Annotated in this window: 23 protein-coding genes, 1 pseudogene, 1 riboswitch and 1 other annotated feature; of the genes and pseudogenes, 2 read left to right on the top strand and 22 right to left on the bottom strand. The window is 42.1% G+C overall.

All coding sequences use genetic code 11. The features are described from left to right. Window positions 1–10: 10 nt before the first annotated feature. Window positions 11–526, bottom strand: a complete 516-nt coding sequence (locus O3621_RS01380; RefSeq protein WP_371513357.1) for a QueT transporter family protein — start codon at window positions 524–526, stop codon at window positions 11–13. After that, window positions 524–660, bottom strand: a riboswitch (PreQ1 riboswitch). It overlaps the preceding gene by 3 nt. Before the next feature lie 28 nt (window positions 661–688). On the opposite strand from O3621_RS01380, the gene O3621_RS01375 reads away from it, so the two are divergent. Further along, window positions 689–1,129: a GtrA family protein gene (locus O3621_RS01375; RefSeq protein WP_371513355.1), complete on the top strand. Its 441-nt coding sequence runs from the start codon at window positions 689–691 to the stop codon at window positions 1,127–1,129. 71 nt (window positions 1,130–1,200) lie between these two features. Here the strand turns inward: O3621_RS01375 and O3621_RS01370 are convergent, their stop codons facing one another. The 16 genes and pseudogenes from O3621_RS01370 to O3621_RS01295 form a co-directional block, all read right to left on the bottom strand. Next, complete coding sequence (locus O3621_RS01370; protein WP_125342303.1) at window positions 1,201–1,908, bottom strand: B3/4 domain-containing protein; 708 nt, start codon at window positions 1,906–1,908, stop codon at window positions 1,201–1,203. 17 nt (window positions 1,909–1,925) lie between these two features. Then, on the bottom strand, window positions 1,926–2,375 hold the full coding sequence (locus tag O3621_RS01365) for a MarR family winged helix-turn-helix transcriptional regulator (protein ID WP_371513353.1): 450 nt from the start codon (window positions 2,373–2,375) through the stop codon (window positions 1,926–1,928). A 129-nt stretch (window positions 2,376–2,504) separates the two neighbouring features. Then, window positions 2,505–3,506 (bottom strand): annotated as a pseudogene (locus O3621_RS01360) (hypothetical protein). Window positions 3,507–3,559: 53 nt separating this feature from the next. Further along, on the bottom strand, window positions 3,560–4,465 hold the full coding sequence (locus O3621_RS01355; RefSeq protein WP_371513539.1) for a YihY/virulence factor BrkB family protein: 906 nt from the start codon (window positions 4,463–4,465) through the stop codon (window positions 3,560–3,562). A 32-nt stretch (window positions 4,466–4,497) separates the two neighbouring features. Beyond that, window positions 4,498–5,355, bottom strand: a complete 858-nt coding sequence (locus tag O3621_RS01350; RefSeq protein ID WP_371513351.1) for a methionyl aminopeptidase — start codon at window positions 5,353–5,355, stop codon at window positions 4,498–4,500. 21 nt (window positions 5,356–5,376) lie between these two features. Then, entirely contained in the window at window positions 5,377–6,654 is a 1,278-nt protein-coding gene (gene spxR, locus O3621_RS01345) for a CBS-HotDog domain-containing transcription factor SpxR (protein WP_371513349.1), read from the bottom strand. After that, complete coding sequence (locus O3621_RS01340) at window positions 6,647–7,198, bottom strand: GNAT family N-acetyltransferase (RefSeq protein ID WP_125342308.1); 552 nt, start codon at window positions 7,196–7,198, stop codon at window positions 6,647–6,649. Before O3621_RS01340 ends, spxR begins: the two co-directional genes overlap by 8 nt. A 33-nt stretch (window positions 7,199–7,231) precedes the next feature. After that, window positions 7,232–8,491 (bottom strand): UDP-N-acetylglucosamine 1-carboxyvinyltransferase, encoded by a 1,260-nt coding sequence (locus tag O3621_RS01335; RefSeq protein WP_004186256.1) that lies wholly within the window; start codon window positions 8,489–8,491, stop codon window positions 7,232–7,234. Window positions 8,492–8,760: 269 nt separating this feature from the next. Beyond that, window positions 8,761–9,951, bottom strand: coding sequence for a methionine adenosyltransferase (metK, locus tag O3621_RS01330; protein ID WP_371513346.1), 1,191 nt, complete (start codon window positions 9,949–9,951; stop codon window positions 8,761–8,763). A 343-nt stretch (window positions 9,952–10,294) separates the two neighbouring features. Then, on the bottom strand, window positions 10,295–10,909 hold the full coding sequence (locus tag O3621_RS01325; RefSeq protein WP_371513344.1) for a tetratricopeptide repeat protein: 615 nt from the start codon (window positions 10,907–10,909) through the stop codon (window positions 10,295–10,297). 34 nt (window positions 10,910–10,943) lie between these two features. After that, window positions 10,944–11,411 carry a cytidine/deoxycytidylate deaminase family protein gene (locus tag O3621_RS01320; protein WP_371513343.1) on the bottom strand — a complete coding sequence of 156 codons (468 nt, stop codon included), beginning with the start codon at window positions 11,409–11,411 and terminating at the stop codon, window positions 10,944–10,946. Window positions 11,412–11,628: 217 nt separating this feature from the next. Further along, entirely contained in the window at window positions 11,629–11,988 is a 360-nt protein-coding gene (rplT, locus tag O3621_RS01315) for a 50S ribosomal protein L20 (RefSeq protein WP_000124830.1), read from the bottom strand. Between the two features lie 44 nt (window positions 11,989–12,032). Further along, a complete protein-coding gene (rpmI, locus tag O3621_RS01310; RefSeq protein WP_002895038.1) occupies window positions 12,033–12,233 on the bottom strand; it encodes a 50S ribosomal protein L35 in 201 nt (66 codons plus the stop codon). A gap of 33 nt (window positions 12,234–12,266) precedes the next feature. Further along, the gene (infC, locus tag O3621_RS01305) at window positions 12,267–12,797 is read right to left on the bottom strand and encodes a translation initiation factor IF-3 (RefSeq protein ID WP_002895037.1); all 531 of its coding nucleotides are present in this window, start codon (window positions 12,795–12,797) and stop codon (window positions 12,267–12,269) included. Between the two features lie 16 nt (window positions 12,798–12,813). Next, window positions 12,814–12,944, bottom strand: a sequence feature (ribosomal protein L20 leader region). Between the two features lie 26 nt (window positions 12,945–12,970). Beyond that, complete coding sequence (cmk, locus tag O3621_RS01300; protein WP_101771548.1) at window positions 12,971–13,648, bottom strand: (d)CMP kinase; 678 nt, start codon at window positions 13,646–13,648, stop codon at window positions 12,971–12,973. A gap of 9 nt (window positions 13,649–13,657) precedes the next feature. Further along, window positions 13,658–14,095, bottom strand: coding sequence for an SAG1386/EF1546 family surface-associated protein (locus O3621_RS01295; protein WP_002895035.1), 438 nt, complete (start codon window positions 14,093–14,095; stop codon window positions 13,658–13,660). Between the two features lie 45 nt (window positions 14,096–14,140). On the opposite strand from O3621_RS01295, the gene O3621_RS01290 reads away from it, so the two are divergent. Next, entirely contained in the window at window positions 14,141–14,338 is a 198-nt protein-coding gene (locus O3621_RS01290) for a ferredoxin (protein ID WP_295345912.1), read from the top strand. Here O3621_RS01290 and O3621_RS01285 read toward each other — a convergent pair. The 5 genes from O3621_RS01285 to O3621_RS01265 all read right to left on the bottom strand — a co-directional run bounded on the left by O3621_RS01285 (window position 14,335) and on the right by O3621_RS01265 (window position 21,127). Then, a complete protein-coding gene (locus tag O3621_RS01285; RefSeq protein ID WP_002900006.1) occupies window positions 14,335–14,823 on the bottom strand; it encodes an EbsA family protein in 489 nt (162 codons plus the stop codon). The genes O3621_RS01290 and O3621_RS01285 overlap by 4 nt on opposite strands. A 79-nt stretch (window positions 14,824–14,902) precedes the next feature. After that, window positions 14,903–17,371, bottom strand: a complete 2,469-nt coding sequence (locus tag O3621_RS01280; RefSeq protein ID WP_314450026.1) for a sulfatase-like hydrolase/transferase — start codon at window positions 17,369–17,371, stop codon at window positions 14,903–14,905. Between the two features lie 57 nt (window positions 17,372–17,428). Next, window positions 17,429–19,099, bottom strand: a complete 1,671-nt coding sequence (locus tag O3621_RS01275; RefSeq protein ID WP_314450025.1) for a rhamnan synthesis F family protein — start codon at window positions 19,097–19,099, stop codon at window positions 17,429–17,431. A 16-nt stretch (window positions 19,100–19,115) separates the two neighbouring features. Next, entirely contained in the window at window positions 19,116–20,321 is a 1,206-nt protein-coding gene (locus O3621_RS01270; protein ID WP_004190912.1) for an ABC transporter ATP-binding protein, read from the bottom strand. After that, complete coding sequence (locus tag O3621_RS01265) at window positions 20,321–21,127, bottom strand: ABC transporter permease (RefSeq protein WP_002897250.1); 807 nt, start codon at window positions 21,125–21,127, stop codon at window positions 20,321–20,323. The genes O3621_RS01270 and O3621_RS01265 overlap by 1 nt, the downstream gene beginning before the upstream one ends.

Raw genomic sequence — 21,127 nt, 5'->3', positions numbered from 1 at the left:
CTCTGCTGTCTTATTTTGTCAAATCAATCCTTTTCGCAATCTGATTAATAATGATAGCTCCAGCAGTCAAGGAAGCAAACTCTCCAATGGCTGTTGTAAACCAAGTCAGGAAGAATGGCAGACCTTGCAAGAAGTGTAACTCTGCAGCAATGGTCACCATCGAAATAGAGAATAAAACTGCAAAATAGAAATGATCCAAACGAATCAAGCCTTTAATCAGATATTGATTCTTATAGCGACTGAAAAGGTAGACACCCAGTGACAGGAAGACTAAGGTGGATCCGCCGCCAACAAAGACATCGACGATTCCAAAACTATAGAGATTGGCAATCATACAGCCAATAGTCACTCCCATGATATATTTCCGATTATAAAAAGCCATAAAGTTCATCATTTCAGAAATTCTGAACTGGTAAGCACCATAGCTAATGGCATTTAAAGGCGGAGTAATCGTAAGAGCTACATAAATGGCAGCGACAATGGCAATCTGAGCCAAATCACGAACTGTCAGTTTTTCTTGTTTCATGTTTTCTCCTTTAGCGGCTTTACCGCGTGTAATATGCTTGGCGAAAGAAGCTAAGCGCCAAGGGTTGCGTCACATGAGAGGAGCATCATTAGTTGATTCCCCCACAGATTTGGCAACCCAACTAGTATAGCATAAATCCTAGAAATATGATAGACTATCTTTATGAAAACTTTAATCAAAAAATTCTTTGACAATGAGGTTCTGTCCTATCTCTTCTTTGGTGTGGCAGCTACCCTTGTTTATATGACCACTCGTCTTCTTATCTTCGCTCTTGCGGGACAGACATTATTTGCCACTATTACTGCTAATGTCACAGCAGTTCTTTTTGCCTTTATCACAAATGATACCATTGTCTTTAAACAGCAGCGCAAAGGTTGGCAAAAGCGACTTTTTAAATTTGCTCTGGCGCGTTCTGGCACTCTTTTGCTAGACATCGTTCTTGCAAAATTATTAGTGGATACTTATCCTAATATTATCGGGCAATTTGTCAACAATAACCGCAATCTTATCAACTCTATCGAGTCACTTTTTTCTCAAGTACTTATTATTGTTCTCAACTATGTTTTCAGTAAACTCTTCATCTTTGAAAACAAGAAAAACTAATTGACTATGACACTTCAACCTTAAAAATATCAAATCTGGACCAGAATTATCTGATCCAGATTTTTTTAGTCTCAGATTTCCAAGCTTGGATTGTCAAGCGTCAGATGAGTGATTTCACCTTTGACACCAAAATACTCCTCAATCAGAGTATGGAGTTCTGTCATAGCTGCTTGGGCACGCGCTGCTTGCTCTTCATTGATGGCCTCAATGACCAAGATGGCATCCTTGGTCTCCTCTGTTAACATAGTCCGCTGGGCTTCTCGCCAGTTAAGGCAACGGCAGACAGCCCCCTCTTCATCATAGTAGATGATTTCTTCTGGCAGAGCCGGCGCGTCACTCTCAGCTCCCAGCGGGAAAAAGGCTTCGCCACCCTTGGCTTTTCCTAGATGAAGACCTCCGACAATTTTATCCAAATCCTCACCGCCACATGGAACCGCATAAGACAGCGAGACACTGTTGTAGATATCGACCAAAGGATTGATTGGATGAAATTCCCGCCCCTGACTAACCCGCTTGAGCAGGGCTTCGATAGAGGATCGTGCTCCTTTCTTGGTCTTGAATTTGCTGAAAGCCTGCCGCCACTCCTGAATGACTTCATTTTGAGTGAAGTTCTCGTCTGGGATAAAGTCCCCAGCTTGCTTTGATCCCTTATCCAGCAGGGATTTGAAATATGGGTCCTTACTTTCATCCACACTATTATCCAGCCCTTTGACCACTAAAATACTAATCTGAGCTTCCGGAAATACTTGCCAAAACTCATGTTCAACTGTAACTTTCATATTCTACCTCTTCAATCTTAATAGTTTCTTTTTTGTCCTTTTTTGACGGCTTCCCAGTTACCTGTGATGTTTTCACGCACTCGGACCAGCATTTCCTCCAAGGCTTGAACTTCCGCCTGAGAAAAGCCCTGCAAGGACGTCTCTTCAGAATAGTCATTTTCAGCTAGGATAAAAGGATAAAGTTTTTCTCCTTTTTCCGTCACAAACCATTCCTTGTTCTTCTTGTTGTCCTTGGCTGCCTTCTGCTGCACCAAGCCCTTGGCCTCTAGCTTCTTAACAGAACGGGCAACCGTTGAGCGATCCACCTTGAGAAGCTCCGACAGCACCTCTTGAATGATCCCTGGATTCTCCGCGATTCGAACCAGATAAAGATATTGCCCCCGTGCCAGCTCTATGTCACGGAACTCAATATTAGCAATGGAATCCAAAGCTCGGGCGATAATCCCAATTTCCCGCAATACTGACATATCCCCTCCTTTAAAATTTTATTTAAACATATTATATCACATTTTATTGCAAATGCAATAAAATTAAATAAAAAGAAAAAAGAGGAAAATCCTCTTTAAAATTGGCAAAAATATCTTTTTCTAGTTTTCTCATTCCTTATAGTATTTTTGTAATTCTTCCGCTGAATTAATGACATGTTCCTGCCCATCTACTGAATATTTAGCTGGGATAGTCACGTTCTCAAATACATTAGTCCCTGGCGGAAAGAAGAGTTCAGTTACGTTTTTTACTAATTCAACATCGGTTTCTTTATTTAAGAAAGTAATACGAGCATCCTCACCTTGCATAATTTTGTATATTTTGGGATATTTACTTGATAGAAGTGAATTCTCAAATTGTTTTTCTGAATAAGAACTTTCCATAGACATCCATGTTAAATGAAGCGCGACACCTCTTTTTTCCATACGTTCAGCAAAATTAGTGGAGGTCGTAAAATTATTAGGAAGATCTCTATATGGATTAATTCCCTTATCTGAAACAATTCTCCCTTCATCTAGATCAATACAATATGCCTTTTCTTTAGCAGTTGACTTCTTTCTTAAATAGATTACTGCATAATACTTTTGAGCGTTTGAGTCCGCTATAATATGTGAACGTATTTTTATCGGAATCAAATCAGGGTCGTAGTTACGAACCATTTCAAAAACATCAAATTCTCTCTTTTTTAATTTTTTATTCTGGAATTTGTAGACTGCCAACTTCCAATATTCCCCTTTTTGAGGAATATTTCGATTAAATTCATCTTTATTCAATAGATTGGGATTAGCTTTGAGCTTCATGTAACTATTGACGAAATATCCGGAGTCAAACTCTCATATGACATTATACTCAGGATCTATATATGATTTTGCTTTTTTCATATTTTCCTGTTCTTCAGAATTTACAACTTTCCAATTATAAGCAATAGCCTTACCGTTTTCAAGAAACCTATAAACAGGTTCATATTCAGGAGAATAATACGTAAACTGTCCGTATTTTTCTTGGAACTTCTTTGCCTCTTCCTTGCTCCAAAGGAAATAAACCGCTGCTCCTAGAAGCAAGAGCAGAGTGATTACAATACTCTTCCATTTAGTTATTTTTTTACTTTTCATACTTATTTATCCTTTTCCGCTCTAAAACAACGTCACTCCTCTTCCCCATCCTGCTATTTCTTCTTGAAAGTAAAGCGTCCTGTGCTTTCAACTTGAAACCCTGACTCACAATAGCTCTGGATACTAGCATTGAGCACTGCGCCAACAATCAAAATTTTAGCAATCATGATAAACCAAAACATCATCACAACCATAATAATGGAGCTAAAAAAGCGAACATCAACCAGATGATTTAAATAATTATCCATGTAGACGGAAAAGATATTCATCAAAGCCAGAATGGTCAGGAGCACAAAGGTGCTGCCCGGCAGAACATAGCGTTTTTTGTTGATTTTCACGTTAGGCAGGAAATAATAGAACATAACCAAAACCGCAAAGAGTAAGGCGTAAATCAGAGGCTCGGTAAAATTCTGTAAGTGCTGATAGATCTGACTGTCAAGCTTCAAGTAAGTACGGAGGAAATCTAGCGACATATGGCCGAACATGGTCAGAAAGAGAGCCAAGGCAAAGAGAATCTGCAGACCTAGACTCACAAAGAGACTCATGACGCGATGAGAAATCAGCCCCCGGCTCTTGGCTACTCCATAGGCTTTATTAAAGGCAATTTGCAGGAAATTCATAGACTTGGAAAAAGTCCAAAGAGCCGACAAGACTGAGAAGCTCAGCAGGCCAGTGGAAGGCTGGGTCAGCACTTCACGCATGACTTTTGCTACAACATCATATAAAGTCTCTGGAAGCATGTCCTTGATGGCTGTCAAAAAATCCGCAATTGGAATATGGAAATAAGGCAGAATATTGACGACAATCAAGAGCAAAGGAAAAACGGAAATCAGCCAATAATAAGCAACTGCAACGCTGCTCAGCTCACTATCTGACTCTTTATAAAAACGGAAAAATTCTCTTAAAAACTGATTTCTGCGAATCTTGGCAAAAAATTTCTTCACTCTCTTCTCCTTCAAAAAAAGCTGAGACAATGCCCAGCCTTTGATTTCTAATAAGTCCCTTCTTCTCCCTGGCTGGTCAGAATGACAGGACCATCTTTTGTAATGACAAACTGATGCTCATACTGACAGGACAGGCCGCCATCCAGTGTTTTATGTGCCCAGCCGGTCTCAAAGTCCGTATCAATTTCCCAGGTACCTGTATTGATCATGGGCTCGATAGTCAGAACCATTCCTTCACGCAAGCGCAAGCCACGTCCTGCTCGACCATAATGCGGCACCATAGGCTCCTCATGCATGGTTGGGCCAACACCGTGACCGACCAGATCCCGCACAACGCCATAGCCATGACTTTCAGCAAATTCCTGAATAGCTGCACCAATGTCGCCAATACGATTGCCAACCTTGGCAGCCGCAATTCCACGATAGAGACATTCCTTGGTCACATCCATCAGCTGCTGAGCCTCTGGGCTAATCTTCCCTACTGCATAGGTCCAGCAAGAGTCTGCCACACCGCCCCGGAAGCTCTCTGTGTGCTGCTTCATCTGCGCTACATTATCAAAATCTAGCTTTGACACATCCAGCTCTGCCTTATCGACCAAGCCAACCACCATATCAACGCTGATGACATCACCTTCTACCAGCTTCTGATGACGAGGAAAAGCATGAGCCACTTCGTCATTAAGAGAGCAGCAAGTCGCATAAGGATAGTCCATGATAGAACCTTCAACACCAATCTGCAGGGGCAGCGCATTGTCTTCTTTACAACGCTTGCGAACATACTCTTCAATGTCCCACATGTCAATACCTGGCTTAATCAAGTCTCTCAAACCAATATGGACAGAAGCCAGAAAATCTCCACTCTTGTCCATTAAGTCAATTTCACGCTGTGATTTTAAAGTAATCATTCTTTCTCTAATTTCCTCTTCTTAATTAATTTTCACTGTAATTGTGGCTTTGGCAACCAGCATCGCTTCCAGATACATCTCAAAGTCAATAATGGCTGTCCGCCTAGTCTGACGGATAATACGCGGCTGGATATGCAGCAGGTCATCAATCTGAACCGCCTGAAAGAAATAAAGCATCAGCTGGTCGATAATCAAGCTGCGGCCGCTGTTGACCATGAGCTGCTGTGTAATCCGAGTCAAAATTTCTGTCAGCACACCGTTGGCTAGAACACCATTTTGCTCCAGCATAAAAGGCTCAACGGTAAAGGAAAACAAATCATCCTGACGACTAATCTTCTGTCCCACCTGCTCACTGAAAGTCGGCAGGCTGGAAATCTGAGAACGGCTCATTTTTTCCATAATGTCCCGCCGTGTAATCACACCCAGCAAGGTCTGATTGCTGCGCACTACTGGTATCATTTCAAAATCTTCTGCAATCATACGCTGACTGATATTGGCAATATTGGCAGATAGGCCTGTCATAAAGACATTTTTCGTCATGACCTTGTCCAAGGTTGTCAGAGGAGACTTATCCCCCGCGTCTCGCATGGTTACTACTCCTACCAGCATCTGCTGCTGGTTGATAACCGGAAACCGGCTGGCGCGATTGCGACGAACTAAGTCTAGATAGTCACGAACAGTATCAGTATCATGCAAGAAGCCGTACTCGTGGCTGGAGCGATAGACCTGCTCCACTGTTAAAATATCAGTCTTGATTTGCATATTGGAAAGGGCACGATTAATCATGGTTGCAACGGTGTAGGTATCGTGCTTGGTCCTGAGCACTGGTATATTAAGCAGATTAGCCATCTTCAGAACTTCTGAGCTGACTTCAAAGCCTCCGGTTACCAGCACCGCATTCTCATTTTCCAGAGCCAAGAGCTGAATTTTCGTCCGGTCTCCAACAATCAAGAGACCACCCTCTGTCAGATAGTGCAGGATATTCTGCTCCGTCATGGCTCCGATGGAGAACTTATTAAACTCTTTTTCTAGACCATCTTCTCCAGCCAATACTTCTGAGCCTGTAATATCAACGATTTCCTTGTAGGTCAGATGCTCCAAAACAACTTTCTTGGACTTAACCCGAACCGTACCACTCCGAGGCCTGGTCTCAACAATACCGCGGTTCTCTGCTTCCTTGATCGCTCGATAGGCCGTCCCATCACTAACTCCCAGATAGTTTGAAATACTGCGGACACTGACCCTCTTGCCAATTGGAAGATTTTCAAGATAGGTTAAAATTTCCTGATGCTTACTCATTAAAATCTCCTCTCTCATAACGATACTCCAGATAATCTCTCATCTTCCTCGTGTACCGGTCACTTCCTTTAAACTGCCGGTAGAGGCTGAAGCCAGATTTTTGAGCCACCTTTTGACTAGCTAGGTTCTCTGCATGAGTGATAATACTAAGTCGTTTGAAGTCAAAGCGGGTAAAAGATAGAAAAGCAATCTCTCGGACAACTTCTGTCATCAGCCCTTGTCCCCAGTAGTCTTGCCGCAGAAAATAGCCTAACTCAGCTTCTTTCTTGATCTCATCCATCTTTTCAAACTTGACAGAGCCAATCATTTCCTGCGTTTCCTTATTACAAATAGCCCAAATCCCCAGAGGATTTTTCATAAAGAAATTGGCAATGACATATTCACTTTCCTCTAGGCTTGCCTCTGTCGGAAAGATGAACTGAGTATTTTCCGGATTGGACGCAATCTTATATAGGGCCCCCGCATCTTCAAAGACAATGGGCCGCAAAAAAGCATGCTCCGTCTCAATAAATGAGCAGGCTGCCAAATGTGTCCACAAATTCATCTGCTACCTCTATAAAAAATAAGCGAAAAACGCTTATTCTTCTATCAACTGGATATCTGCACCCAGACTTGTTAATTTTTCAATAATATTAGAATAGCCACGCAGAATAAACTCGATATTAGTAATTTCTGTCTTTCCTTGAGCCATCAAACCTGCAATAACCAAGGCAGCTCCTGCTCGTAAATCGGTCGCCTTGACCTGAGCTCCCTGCAGTTGATTTGGTCCCTCATAGACAATCTGATCACTACTGGTCGAAATTTTGCCTGCCATCTTAGCCAGCTCCGCCACATGGTTAACCCGCTTCTCATAAATGGTATCCGTAATCTTTCCGTGGCCATTAGCTGTCAGCAAGAGCGGAGTGATGGGCTGTTGTAGGTCAGTTGCAAAGCCTGGATAAGGAGAAGTCTTAATGTTTATAGCTCTCAGAGTTTGCTGCTCTTCGACAAAAATGCTGTCTTCAGAAACCGTCATCCGAACACCCATTTCCTCAAGCTTGGCAATAAAACTCTCCAAATGCTCATAAAGGACATTATTAATCTGAATTCCCTGACCAATAGCTGCAGCAAGGGCGATATAAGTCCCTGCCTCGATACGGTCTGGAATCACTTGATGACGAGTTCCATGGAGATGTGGAACCCCCTCAATCGTAATAATATCAGTTCCTGCTCCGCGGATATGCGCACCCATATTGTTCAAGAGAGTTGCTACGTCGATGATTTCAGGCTCCCGCGCTGCATTTTCAATAATAGTCCGACCTTTGGCCTTGACAGCAGCCAACATCGTGTTGATGGTAGCACCCACGCTGACCGTATCCATATAAATGCTAGCGCCTTTCAGCTGCAGACCTCCTGTGGATAGGTTCATGTAGTTGCCGTCCATGGTCATCTTAGCCCCCATAGCTTCAAAAGCCTTGAGATGCAAGTCAATAGGACGCGGCCCCAAGTCACAACCACCAGGCAGACCTACCGTTGCTTCACCATAGCGGCCGAGCAAGCTGCCATAGAAATAATAGGAAGCTCTTAGACTGTTGATCTTTCCATAAGGCATAGGGACGTTTTGGATACCACGCGGATCAATCGTCAAACTGTCCTCAGAGCGAGTAACACTAGCTCCCATGGCAATCATAATATCAATCAGGCTATCCACGTCCGAAATATCCGGAACGCCATCCAACGTTACAATATCATCTGCCAGAATCACAGCCGGAATCAAGGCAACGACACTGTTTTTAGCACCATTAATAGTCACCTCTCCTTTTAAGGGGCGACCACCATGTATTACAATTTTTTTCATGTTTAAATTAAAGCTCTTTCAAGGTATTGCCATTTATTATACCACAGATTCGGGAAATTTCCTATACTTTTAGATAAATAAGACAATTGAAATTAAAATGAAACAGGGGAAAATGGCTTTTTCAATAATTTTTCAGAAAAAACAGTATTGCAAAAAATGAGAGAATCGCAAGTCTAGACTGCTTGGCTTTTAAAAGTTGCCTGTATAGAAATGACTTTTTCTTTAGAAAATAGAAAAGTTCCCAATCATGATGATTGAGAACTGTCATCTTACTGCACTGCTGCCTTCAAAGCCTCTACCTTATCCAACTTTTCCCAAGGCAGGTCAATGTCCGTCCTACCCATGTGGCCATAAGCTGCTGTCTGACGGTAGATTGGGCGTTTCAGATCCAGCATTTGAATGATACCGGCCGGACGCAGATCAAAAATCTGACGAACAGCTTCCTGAAGCTTGCTTTCTGCAACAGCACCAGTGCCAAAAGTATCAATACGTACAGAAACCGGCTGAGCCACACCAATGGCATAGGCTAACTGCACTTCTGCTTTCTTGGCCAGTCCCGCCGCCACTATGTTTTTAGCAATGTAACGAGCTGCGTATGAAGCTGAGCGGTCGACCTTGGTTGCATCCTTACCAGAGAAGGCACCGCCACCATGACGAGCATAACCGCCGTAAGTATCCACAATAATCTTACGTCCAGTCAAGCCAGAGTCACCTTGCGGGCCGCCAATTACAAAGCGACCGGTTGGATTGATGAAGAACTTTGTCTTATCATCCAGATACTGGGCTGGGATGACTGATTTAATCACCTTTTCAATCACATCACGATGAATCTCTTCATTGGTCACTTCTGGGTCATGCTGGGTCGAAATAACCACTGTATCCACACGCACAGGCTGGTCATTTTCATCATACTCAACGGTCACCTGAGACTTAGCATCTGGACGCAGATAGGCAATCTCTCCCGATTTGCGCAACTCTGCCAATCGACGAACAAGCTTATGGCTGAGCGAGATAGGCAGCGGCATGAGCTCTGGCGTTTCATCCACTGCAAAGCCAAACATAAGCCCCTGGTCTCCAGCACCAATCAAGTCCAATGGATCTTGATCCGCATTCCCACGAACTTCCAGAGCTTCATTGACACCCTGAGCAATATCTGGCGACTGCTCCACCAAAGATGGATGAACACCGACCGTCTCTGCTGAAAAGCCATACTCTGTATTGGTGTAGCCAATTTCTGCAATGGTATCACGAACCACACGATTGATATCCACATAAGCTGTGGTCGAAATCTCACCAAAAACATGAACCGAGCCCGTATAAACAGCTGTTTCAGCAGCCACATGGGCGTCTGGATCCTGACTCAAAACAGCATCCAAAATAGCATCGGAAATTTGGTCTGCAATCTTATCAGGATGCCCCTCCGATACAGACTCAGACGTGAAAAGTTTACGTTCTGACATAGAAATGTCCCCCCTTAAAAAATATTAAACAAGTAAACAAACTCAAAAACTCTTTAAAAACATGTCACCTGCGAGTTACGACGCGAAAGAAATAAAAACAATACCTTTTTATTTCTGAAGCTAGTAAGACGCATAGGTTGACCGCAGAATAGCGGCAACCGTAGAATGACGTGCGACTTTGGAGGCGTCATTGTTTGCGAGTTACAAAGTACTGATAGAAGTTTCCTACCACCTTATCGGGACTATATAACTTTCTCATTATACCACTTTTCACTAAAAAATTCAGAATTTTTTAAATAGAAAAAGCTATAGCCGAAAACTATAGCTTTATTGCAATGATAAACTAAAGGCAGCTTGCTAACAACTGTTCAACTTCCGCCTTACCGATAGCATCACCAGCTTGATCAAAAAGTCTGATAGCAGCCACAAAGTTGGTTCTTGCTTCTTTGAGATTTCCCAAAGCTTGAGCAATTTCACCCAATCCTCGGCAAATACATGCATGGTTTACTACATCATCTGACTCCTTAGCATAGATATGCGCCTTTCGCATAAACTCCTGAGCTTGAGTCAATCGGCCTAATTTAAGATTTAGGTAGCCTAGCTCATAGAGATTAACTGATTGACGATAATGGTCATCTGGGAAATACATCGCTAGGAAAGCAGCTTCTTTTTCTATCCACTCTAAAGCTTGATAAAAATCTCCCGCAGCTCTAGCAACATAGCCTAGCTGATGATAAGCGATATGCTCATTTTCAATATCACTATCATTCTGAGCCTGAATCAGATAAAGCTCCAAATTTGCAAAAGCATTCTGATAATCTTGCCTTTCTACAGCTAGATAAGCTCGTAAATTCCAGCGGCTAAAGGAATCTTTTCCCAGATGCTGCTCTAGTTCTTCGGCCTTATTTAACTGTCCTTCAAAGAAATGCTGCCAAGCGACTGCCAATTTATCATTCATCTGTCTTCTCCTTTTACCTCCAGAACTTCTCCCACTAAACCAAATCCGTCTGAGCGATAGCCTTCTTGACATCATCCAGCGGCAGATGAACTAATTCCACATCTTTTTCCTTATAGAGATGCTGAGCATAGTCATCTATGCGATATTGGTTAATGTAGACCACCCGTTTGCAGCCGACCTGAAGCAGTTGCTTGGTACAGTTGAGACAGGGAAAATGGGTCACATAAGCCGTAAATCCCTTGGGAACCCCCCGCTCGGCTCCCTGCAAGATGGCATTGACCTCAGCGTGCAAGGTCCGAACGCAGTGACCGTCAATAACCAAACACTCATGGTCAATACAGTGCTCAGTCCCTGAAACTGAGCCATTGTAACCAGTTGAAATAACCTTATTATCCTTGACCAATACAGCGCCAACCTTGGCTCGCTTACAGGTTGAGCGATTAGCGATTAAGAGAGCCTGAGCCGCAAAATACTGATCCCAAGCCAAACGATTCTCTGACATAATTTCTCCATTCTACTGATTTTTTATTTACATAAATGTCTGTTTTTTCTATTATATCGCAATTCCCTATTTTTAACTAGCTTTACCATGAAAGCTGTCTTATCAGTAACAAGCCTTTATCTATACTATAAGTGGCATGGCAGGCTATTTCTCTCTTTATACTTTTCATTAAGAGTTATCGAAAAAGAACCAAGGAAATCCTCAGTTCTTATTTTAATTATTTACCAAGCTTAGCTTTGGCTGCATCTGCAAGAGCTGTGAAAGCTGCTGCATCGTTAACAGCCAAGTCAGCCAACATTTTACGGTTCACTTCGATTTCAGCCAACTTCAAACCATGCATCAATTGTGAGTATGAAAGTCCGTTCAAACGAGCTGCCGCATTGATACGAGTGATCCAAAGTTTGCGGAAATCACGTTTTTTCTGACGACGGTCACGGTATGCATAGTAGTAAGAGTTCATTACTTGCTCTTTTGCAGTACGGAACAAGATATGTTTTGCTCCATAGTAACCTTTAGCTAATTTTAAAATACGTTTACGGCGTTTGCGTGATACAACGCCACCTTTAACACGTGCCATTTATATTTCCTCCAATATTTCCTAGATAATCGTTTCAGTAGCTCTTATTTCAGACCTGTAAGCATTGCTTTGATACGCTTGAAATCTCCTGCATGCACCATTCCTGCTTTGCGAAGATGACGGCGTTGTTTCTTAGTCTTTCCGTGGAAACGGTGAGAAGTGTAAGCACGGAAACGTTTCAAGCCACCAGAACCTGTACGTTTGAAACGTTTAGCTGATGCGCGGTGTGTTTTTTGTTTTGGCATAATGTTTTCTCCTTTTTCTGTCTTTCTGACAATCTATTTTTTGTCAGGAATTGGCGCCATCTGCATGAACATCTGACGTCCATCCATCTTAGGCTTTTGCTCAATGATAGCAACATCTTGAGTCGCTTCAGCAAAATCTGCTAAAACTTTAGCCCCGATTTCTTTGTGGGTAATCATCCGGCCTTTGAAGCGGATAGATACCTTTATTTTATTTCCTTTTTCAAGGAACTTGCGTGCGTTGCGAAGTTTAGTATCAAAGTCTCCCTTATCGATAGTTGGACTCAGACGAACTTCTTTCACAGTAACAACACTTTGTTTCTTGCGTTGTTCTTTTTGTTTTTTCTGGTACTCAAATTTGAACTTACCGTAGTCCATAATTTTTGCAACAGGTGGTTTAGCTTGTGGCTGAATCAGGACCAAATCGACATTTGCTTCATCCGCAAGAGACTGCGCTTCGCTCAGCGGTTTAATACCTAATTGTTCGCCGTCAAGACCGATCAAGCGAACTTCACGCACACGAATTTCATCATTGATGAATAAGTCTTGTTTTGCTATGGTTTTCACCTCTTTTTTTATTTTTAGAGAAAAACAAGTGCGGACCTGCTAACGCAAACCCGCACTACATGATAGTATTTCATTACTGAAACTGAATCCTGTAGAGCCAGACAACGTTAGTCGCAAGGCGAGAAGCTCTCACTTCTGCTTTTCTCAACTCTACTATCATACCAAGTTTCGTTTTATTTGTCAATGATTTTTTTCGCTTTTTCTTCGATAAATGCAACAACTTCAGAAATACCAACACCCGTAGTATCAAAATGAAGGGCATCTTCTGCCGGTCTCAATGGTGAAACCTCGCGGTGACTGTCCTTATAATCCCGCTCTGCAATTTCTTCTTTCAATTTCTCCAAATCAGCTGGAATGCCTTTTGATAGATTTTCCTTATAACGGCGTTCCGCTCTTTCGTCAACGGAAGCAACCAGATAAATCTTGAGCTCAGCCTGAGGCAAGACAACCGTTCCAATATCACGGCCATCCATGACAATCCCTCCCTGAGCTGCAATTTGCTGCTGCAAGGCCACCAGTTTCTCACGTACTTGAGGAATGGCTGATACCCAGGAAACATTATTGGTAACTTCATTTTCCCGAATCGGGTGAGTCACATCCACATCGCCGACAAAGACTAGCTGCTCGCCATCTTCCGCTCGGCCAAAACTGACCGAATGATTATTGAGCAAGTCTACAATTTCAGTGGCATCCGCTTCCGTCAGATGATGACGCAAAGCCAGATAGGTTGCAGCCCGGTACATGGCTCCTGTATCTAAATAAGTATAGCCAAAATCCTTAGCAATAATCTTGGCAACAGTCGATTTTCCACTGGAAGCAGGACCGTCAATCGCAATTTGAATCTGTTTCATGGCTAGCTCCTACTCAATCTTCACAACGTCACCTGGATTGGCATACCAAGAACCAGTGGACATATGAGAAGGGTTAAGCTGTTCCAGCTTGGCAATAGAAATACCTGCACGCGCCGCAATAGCCGCTTCACCTTCACCAGGCTGGACAGTCAGAGTTCCTTCAGAGGATTCTGTGGTATTTGCCGCTGTCTGCTCTGCAGTAGAAGACGCTTCACTGCTGGAACTTGCTGCTGAAGTGCCGTAGAAACCTTCCATTTGGGTCTGTCTATTACTTCCCCCAGTAGACAGATAGGTCAAGAAGCACACCACCGCAACCACTAAAATACAGAAAATAATGGTTAATATGGTCAACAAACGATCAGCATTCAATGCGCTGAACTTCTTAGTTCGTTTCAACTTATCTTCTCCGTTATCGTATACATCTTCTTCCCATGGTTCTTTTTCCATGACTTCCTCCTTGAGTTTTTCTTAAAATCTTATTACAATATGGGTATGAAAGTAACACTCATTCCCGAACGGTGCATTGCCTGCGGGCTCTGTCAAACCTACTCAGATCTTTTTGACTATCATGACAATGGCATCGTCAAATTTTACCAGGACGATCAGCTCCTAGAAAAGGAAATCGCTGAGGATCCCGATGTCGTGGAAGCCATCAAAAACTGCCCAACCCGAGCTCTTTTGAAAGACTAGGATTTTTTGGACTGACTGCCATAGTATGCTTCAAAATAGTCAATATGGGTAAAATTATCTACTAATTCTACCTCACCCTTAAAATGCTCATTAAGGGCCAGGGCATTGACAAAATATTTCTTAGGCCACTTGCGCATACAAAAACTCCGGCTGCGGTTCTGCCCTTTAAAATATAAGGTAATTGACGTCTTAGTCACTTCGACTTTTTCAATATCTGAAATCTTGACCTTTATCGGAGTAAAGGGATTGGCTGTGATAATTCTCAAGGTTCCATCGTCATAAATGGTAAAATAACGATGAACTCCCATTCCCAACAAAACCATGAACAAGAAGAAAGAAAACAGAACAAGAGTCGGCACTCGTGAGCTTTCATACATCAAAGCCAGGCCAACAAAAATCGGAATGACCGATAAAGACCAATATATTATCAGGATAGCTACATCTGGCTGCCAGTGATAGCGAACCTTACCGAAAATCTTTATCATGCTCACACCCCCATACTACTAGTTTAGCATAAATTAAGAAAAAATAGAACAGGTAGACTTGCCTATTCTATTTTTTTATTTATGATTTTGCTGTCTTAAAGAAGCTATCAGACAAGTAGCCCTTGCCTCTGACCATATCATACTCAATCAGTTTCAAATCATCTGCTATTTCTTGAGCTTCTTCGTCCAATTCCTTTTTATCTACACTGGCTTTATGCAATACTTCTGTTAATAAAGCATAGTAAGGTGATACTTTGGAATTTGTCTGCTCCAGTAAGAGAGCGGAGAAATCGCTAGAATTGACTCTTGGATAATCGAGTTTAGGAGTTTCATAATTGCTCCAAACGAAATAATCCGTCAGATATTGGCTTTCTGGATCTTCTTTAAAGGCTGACTGAGGATAGAGACCTGGCAGATGATCGCCGTAAAAGACGACTGTTACTTTTTTATCTACCTTTGAAAGCTTCTCCAAAAACTCCTTGGTCGCCTGATCTGTATGGTAAAGCATTCTAACATAGCTGGAAAGAGATTCGTTCCCTTCCTTGCTAAAATCAGGATAGCTGGCAGACATGTAGACAGGATTGGGCTCACTCCAAGGCATGTGGTTCTGCATGGTCATGACAGAGAAAAACTGTCCCTGCTTGCCATTCAAATGCTCCAAGACTTGATTATAAGTCGTTTTATCGCTGTAATTACCACCTATATTATCCCCCTTCAGGCCTTTGGTACCATAGTGAATAAAGGTATCAAATCCCAAATCCTGGTAAATGACATTTCTGGCATAATTGCTAGGGGAGGCCAGATGGATTACTGTCCGATTCTTAGATGAATAAGCATCGCTAACGGAAGGGAATCTATTCATCCTCGGGACAATTTCAGTATAGAGAACCGAAATAGATGGAGACAGATTATAAAAAGGCAAACCAGTCAGAGTTTGAAATTCCATGTTGGCCGTTCCCCCACCATAGCCGTCTGACTTCATAAGTCCACTGGTGGTGCGAGTTTTAACTTCCTGAATATAAGGAATTGGATTCTCAGACATAGTAACACCGTCAACCCGAGCAGGGTCAGAAAAACTTTCACTCAGGAGATAAATTACCGTTTGATCTTCGATTTTATTCTGGCGTTCTTTGTTAATAGCTTCCGCAAGATTCTTATACTTTTTTTCTATCTCTTGAATCTTTTCCTTAGAATAGCCACGCGGCTCAATCATGGTTGTATCCGACATCTGTGAAAACCAGACAAAAGAAAGGGAGCGCAGCTGTGAATTGACAGTATTTCCCATCCAAGTCAGGTCATGGAAATTATTTAAGATCGAAATAACTGGGATATTCTCTACTATTTTGCCATTCTTTTTAGTAGCAAATATATCCATGACTCCCAAGAAAAAGACCAGGGGCAGGACTAGCAAGAGGAGCTGGTATTTAAGAACGGTAATGAGCTTTCCTGGCAAGATTTTCTTACGCAAATACCAATAAAGAGCGCCTAGAGCAGCTAGTCCCAAGATAGCATAAAATCCATAATTGCCTCCGAGAAAGTCAAAGAGGGTCTTGGGATTTCTCAGCCAGACCATATCACTAGGCAATATTGGCTCTTGGCGATACTGAAATTTCAGACTGCTGGCTATGGTAGCAACCACTACTAGCGCTGTTATCAGGATAGTTGGCAGGAGAAAATGATTGAAAATCAGGTAAAGAGCCATAAAAATCATGAAAAAAACGATGATTTGAAAGAGACTGGCTCCAGTGAAAAGATACTGATCCAAAACAATCACATCTCCTCGGATACTATTTTGGATTGTATAGTTAAAGACAAGGGCAAACACTGCACTCAACACAAAAGCAACAGAAACACTGGCTTTATTCTGAGCGAGATCACGCAATCCCTTAACAGCTAGCAAGCTGGGGAGAGAAAGCAGGATAAAGATTAGTGCGATAAGGCAGAGGAAAGTTAGCACAAAGTTCTGCGTTATATCCAACTTGCCTTCCTCAAGGAAATTCACTAAATAGCTTTGGTGATGCAGCAATTCCGGCATCTTATCGTCCATCAAAGCAAGAAATAGAAAGAATTGGGAGAGAAAAAGATTTTCCAGTACCTCTCTATTTTTCTTATTAACCTGCAAGAACTTACCTGGAAAGCGTTTTTTAAGCTTTGGAAAATGGATAAAAATATACGCAAATAAGAAAATCAAAAGCAAGCCAGGCAGGGAGTTAAACTGCCAAAAATGATTGCTGAAAACCCGTTCTGCTTTGAACTCAAAATCATTGACATGCTGCGTTACTGTCAGTAAGTAAGAAAATCCTGTATAAAGAGCGTAAATAATAGCTGACCATAGGAAAAATCTTTTGCTGAAGAGCTGAGACAAAAGCTTGCCCAAGCCAAACAAAAGAGGAAGCAACATCAGAAAGGCCAGCCACAAGGCTGGATAGCTCCGCAAATCTTCGCCTTCCTCCAATAGTAAAACTGTCGTGACAGCGACTATATCTAAAAGTAAAAAACTAATCAGCAGGTATGAGAACTGCTTATAGTGGTTGAATAAAAATTTCATTTTTCTTTCTGGTAAATAGTTAAATTCTCTAGCGAGATTTTTTGTGAATTAAGAATCTCACTTTTTCTTTAAAAGATTTGACAAACGATTTCTAATCTTTTGAGATAAATTTTTCTGACTTAATTTTTCTTTTTGCTCGGTCAATTCTTCCCTTTTCCTCTGCCAGTCCAGTAAAGAGGGGAGGGAAGATAAGGGCATAATCTTGAAATCATAATGACTGTCCCAAGCTAGATAAACCAATAAATGCTCTAAAACATCAGACAGCTCCTGCTCAGAGGATGGCAAGCTTTCTAAACTCTTCATCTGGAACAAACTAGCCAAAGCAGAGTATTTAAACCATACAAAGCCACCATAGACTCTCGTTAGAGAAGGGGGAGTCATAAAGTCAAAAGACTTATGCAAACCAGCTTCCTGCCAGATAGCAGCCAGCCTTGGACGCGGCGGTTCTGACTCAAACAAGCCATCTCTGACTAGGCGCGGCAAATCTGGAATAACCAGCCCTACAGCAGACTCCTGCTCTAGCGCTTCTATGCTTGTATCTGCATAATAAACCATCATATTTATCAAATCAGAGCGCATAGCTTGGTCAAAAACAGCCTGATTTTCCATTATTCTATGAGTAGATAGATGGCCGATATAAGCATAGTCTTGCAGAATTTCCTTCTGCTCCAGCATGGCAAGCCAGGCATGAGATTTCTGGCTTAGTACAAGCTGAACTTTATCGTCCAGATGAGCCAGCGCTGTCTGCAGCTGTTTCAACACTTCTGGCTGATTTGTTGTCACCAAATACTGGTACTGAGGCGACAGAGAAAATAGCTTGTCCTGATACTGCTGAAAAATAGGAAGATCCGTTACATGAATATGCAGGAGGACAGGCTGATCTGTCCGATAGTTCGAAGTTGCCTGAGACAAATACTTGTCCTGCAGCAAACAAGGAAGGTCTGGACCAAAATGATAGAACAGGTGTTCCCTAATAAGCGAAGCTGGATAGGATGAGTTGGTTTCAAGATCTTCCAGCAAATACCTAGCTAAAAAAGGATTACCCGTGAGAGCCTTCACCTTTAGAAAAGGAATCTTTGCTTCCAGAATCCTAAGAGGCTTATAGTATGAAAAATCTGGATGAACCAATTCTCCTGCTTCTTCCTGACGGGTATCAAGGAGAGCTTGATATTTGAATCCTGCCTCTACAAAACGTTTGGTAAACTGGGTCTCGTAATGTTCTATCACATCTTGAACGTCAGTAAAATCTTCTACCTGAGACCAAAATTCACGGAAAGACTTGTCTTTAAGAACTGACTGCTTAAAGGTGACAAAGTAGCTCTGCAGGTGTTCTTCAAAGTACCTGGTCTTGCGAAAATTAGTCATTCCCCAAAAATCGACTTGCGAATCCTCCTCAAAGCGCTGATAAATGGGCGCCAAATCCCATAGTGGACCAAAGCAAGTGTCGTTCATGAGAGTCAGAGAGTCTGAGTTCTGCAAAGTGTCAAAAACCAGTCGGTTCATACCGTCACGCCAGGCTGCAAAATCAAAGCCTCGGTTATCCCGCTCAAGCAAGTCAGCAATTCCCAAGTCTTCTCTCAGCCGGCATTTGTCCTCATCGGTCAAAGGACTATTTGAAATAAATATGATCTTAGAAAAAAGCGGCTTTAGCTGCTCCAATTGATAGAAGACATGACCGCTTATATGATTGCATTTATTGAAATGAACATAGAGTAATATTCGTTCCATGAAAATACCTTATTCTTTATGATTGAGAAATCTTCCAACTGCCATTACGCTGGATTAAGCCAGTGGCAGAATCCTTAGCAGAGACATCGTCATCCTTAATATCCTGGCGATTGACCAAGATAACTGGGTTGTTCTGAGAGTCTGCAAAGGCTAAAATCTGTTCTTCCTGATCCCGCACCGAAACCTGCAGTTTTAACTTAGCGTTATTTATCTGTGACACATGACACTTGTAAGTCAAGCGCTTCTGTCCAGGTCCTTCTGTCGGCTGATCCATGGAATTATCATTGTAAAGCCAGATAGTTCGATCGATATCTGTCAGAGAAAAGGAAACATAGGTCGGAAGGTCTTGATTTACCTGATAAGAAATTTCAAATTCAATTTCTTGTTCAGGTGAAATCTGAGGCGAATGCAAGAGCTTAACCTTCAAATCAGAAACTGCCGCATTCTCAACCTGGAATCCCTCGTTCATGGCTTTTGTTTCAGTCGCATTGTCCAGACTGTACTGGTTTGCCACATCATCTGGATTGCCGATAGCCTTGACCAAGCCATTTTCAATCAAGACGGCCTTATTACAATACTTTTTAACAGCTCCCATGTCATGGGTCACCAGAATGGTCGTCTTGCCTGACTCCTTGCGATCTTTGAAGTAATCATTACACTTACGCTGAAAGGCTTCGTCTCCAACAGCCAAGACCTCGTCCAAAATCAGAATATCACCCTGAGCCTTGATGGCCACAGAAAAAGCCAGACGCACCTGCATACCGCTGGAGTAGTTCTTAAGCTTTTGGTTCATAAACTCTCCTAGCTCAGCAAACTCCACGATATCATCGTACATGGCGTCTACTTCTTCTGTTGAGAATCCCAGCATGGCACCGTTCATATAGACATTTTCGCGGCCAGTTAGTTCTGGATTGAAACCTACACCCAGCTCAATAAAGGAAACCAACTTACCATCAATAGTTACCTTGCCCTTCTCCGGAATATAAATCTCAGAGATAATTTTCAGGAGGGTAGACTTACCAGAGCCATTGCGGCCGACAATACCGTAGAAGTCACCCTTTTCGACCTCAAAGGAAATATCTTTCAAAACATGCTGTTCTTTGTAGCCTTTGATCCCCTTAAAACGATTGACCAGACTGGTTCTCAAACTCTGAGTAGCCTCAGTAGGCAATCGAAAGAATTTACTTACATGGTCGACTTTTACTGCAATATTATTTGACATTATAAAATCTCCGCAAATCTCTTAGCATTTTTATTAAAGAAGAACAAACCTAGAGCCAATATCACAAAAGGAATCAAGTAAGGGATGAGGGCGATTAGTTTGTTATTCACAATATCCCAGCCTCTGACATTAACAGGAGCAACAATGAAATGGCGCATATCCTGCAGCATCTGGGCAATCGGATTGAGCATCATAATTTTAGCTACAAAAAGTTTTTTACCATCCAAAAGGAAGTTCAGAGAGTAGATAATCGGGCTGGCGTACATTCCTGCTTGAAGAGCCACTTCCCAAATCGGTCCAATATCCCGATACTTCACAAACAAGGAAGAAAGCATGAGGGCACAGCCCATTGCCAAGACCAATACTTCCAGAAAAAGAGGAATAATTACTAGCGTATGCAAGCCGAATTCCACCTGATTGATCAAGGCGAAAAGGAAAACAACGACTAGATTAATCAGAAAATTGATAGCTGCTCCAAGAACCGATGAAAAGACGATGGTATGTTTTGGAAAGTTCAATTTACGAAGCAAATCTCCCCGAGAAACGATGGAAAGCATGCCCATATTGGTGGCTTCAGTAAAGAAAGACCAGAAAACCATCCCCAGCAAAAGCCCTACTGTATAGTGGGGTGTCCCGTCATCAAAGCGCAAAAAGCGGACAAACACCAGATACATGATAGTAAACATCATCAATGGCTTCAAAATCGACCAGAGATAGCCGACCAAAGATCCTTGATAACGCAACTTAAAATCCGTCTTGATTAATTCTTTCAAAAGAATTCGATTTTTTTTACTAAAAAAATCCAT

It is taken from the genome of Streptococcus sp. 20925_1_22, from assembly GCF_041431685.1.
In the GTDB taxonomy this organism is placed as follows: Bacteria; Bacillota; Bacilli; order Lactobacillales; family Streptococcaceae; genus Streptococcus.
Note: the sequence above shows the minus strand (reverse complement) of the source record. Positions and strands in the feature narration are given on the sequence as shown.

What these genes read in the sequence shown, in the direction of transcription:
- O3621_RS01275 (WP_314450025.1), bottom strand. Translation starts at nt 19,099, where the DNA reads ATGGAACGAATATTACTCTATGTTCATTTCAATAAATGCAATCATATA.
- cmk (WP_101771548.1), bottom strand. Translation starts at nt 13,648, where the DNA reads ATGAAACAGATTCAAATTGCGATTGACGGTCCTGCTTCCAGTGGAAAA.
- O3621_RS01365 (WP_371513353.1), bottom strand. Translation starts at nt 2,375, where the DNA reads ATGTCAGTATTGCGGGAAATTGGGATTATCGCCCGAGCTTTGGATTCC.
- metK (WP_371513346.1), bottom strand. Translation starts at nt 9,951, where the DNA reads ATGTCAGAACGTAAACTTTTCACGTCTGAGTCTGTATCGGAGGGGCAT.
- spxR (WP_371513349.1), bottom strand. Translation starts at nt 6,654, where the DNA reads ATGAGTAAGCATCAGGAAATTTTAACCTATCTTGAAAATCTTCCAATT.
- O3621_RS01335 (WP_004186256.1), bottom strand. Translation starts at nt 8,491, where the DNA reads ATGAAAAAAATTGTAATACATGGTGGTCGCCCCTTAAAAGGAGAGGTG.
- O3621_RS01375 (WP_371513355.1), top strand. Translation starts at nt 689, where the DNA reads ATGAAAACTTTAATCAAAAAATTCTTTGACAATGAGGTTCTGTCCTAT.
- O3621_RS01320 (WP_371513343.1), bottom strand. Translation starts at nt 11,411, where the DNA reads ATGTCAGAGAATCGTTTGGCTTGGGATCAGTATTTTGCGGCTCAGGCT.
- O3621_RS01265 (WP_002897250.1), bottom strand. Translation starts at nt 21,127, where the DNA reads ATGGATTTTTTTAGTAAAAAAAATCGAATTCTTTTGAAAGAATTAATC.
- rplT (WP_000124830.1), bottom strand. Translation starts at nt 11,988, where the DNA reads ATGGCACGTGTTAAAGGTGGCGTTGTATCACGCAAACGCCGTAAACGT.
- O3621_RS01280 (WP_314450026.1), bottom strand. Translation starts at nt 17,371, where the DNA reads ATGAAATTTTTATTCAACCACTATAAGCAGTTCTCATACCTGCTGATT.
- O3621_RS01290 (WP_295345912.1), top strand. Translation starts at nt 14,141, where the DNA reads ATGAAAGTAACACTCATTCCCGAACGGTGCATTGCCTGCGGGCTCTGT.
- O3621_RS01325 (WP_371513344.1), bottom strand. Translation starts at nt 10,909, where the DNA reads ATGAATGATAAATTGGCAGTCGCTTGGCAGCATTTCTTTGAAGGACAG.
- O3621_RS01350 (WP_371513351.1), bottom strand. Translation starts at nt 5,355, where the DNA reads ATGATTACTTTAAAATCACAGCGTGAAATTGACTTAATGGACAAGAGT.
- O3621_RS01270 (WP_004190912.1), bottom strand. Translation starts at nt 20,321, where the DNA reads ATGTCAAATAATATTGCAGTAAAAGTCGACCATGTAAGTAAATTCTTT.
- O3621_RS01285 (WP_002900006.1), bottom strand. Translation starts at nt 14,823, where the DNA reads ATGATAAAGATTTTCGGTAAGGTTCGCTATCACTGGCAGCCAGATGTA.
- O3621_RS01295 (WP_002895035.1), bottom strand. Translation starts at nt 14,095, where the DNA reads ATGGAAAAAGAACCATGGGAAGAAGATGTATACGATAACGGAGAAGAT.
- rpmI (WP_002895038.1), bottom strand. Translation starts at nt 12,233, where the DNA reads ATGCCAAAACAAAAAACACACCGCGCATCAGCTAAACGTTTCAAACGT.
- O3621_RS01380 (WP_371513357.1), bottom strand. Translation starts at nt 526, where the DNA reads ATGAAACAAGAAAAACTGACAGTTCGTGATTTGGCTCAGATTGCCATT.
- O3621_RS01370 (WP_125342303.1), bottom strand. Translation starts at nt 1,908, where the DNA reads ATGAAAGTTACAGTTGAACATGAGTTTTGGCAAGTATTTCCGGAAGCT.
- O3621_RS01340 (WP_125342308.1), bottom strand. Translation starts at nt 7,198, where the DNA reads ATGAATTTGTGGACACATTTGGCAGCCTGCTCATTTATTGAGACGGAG.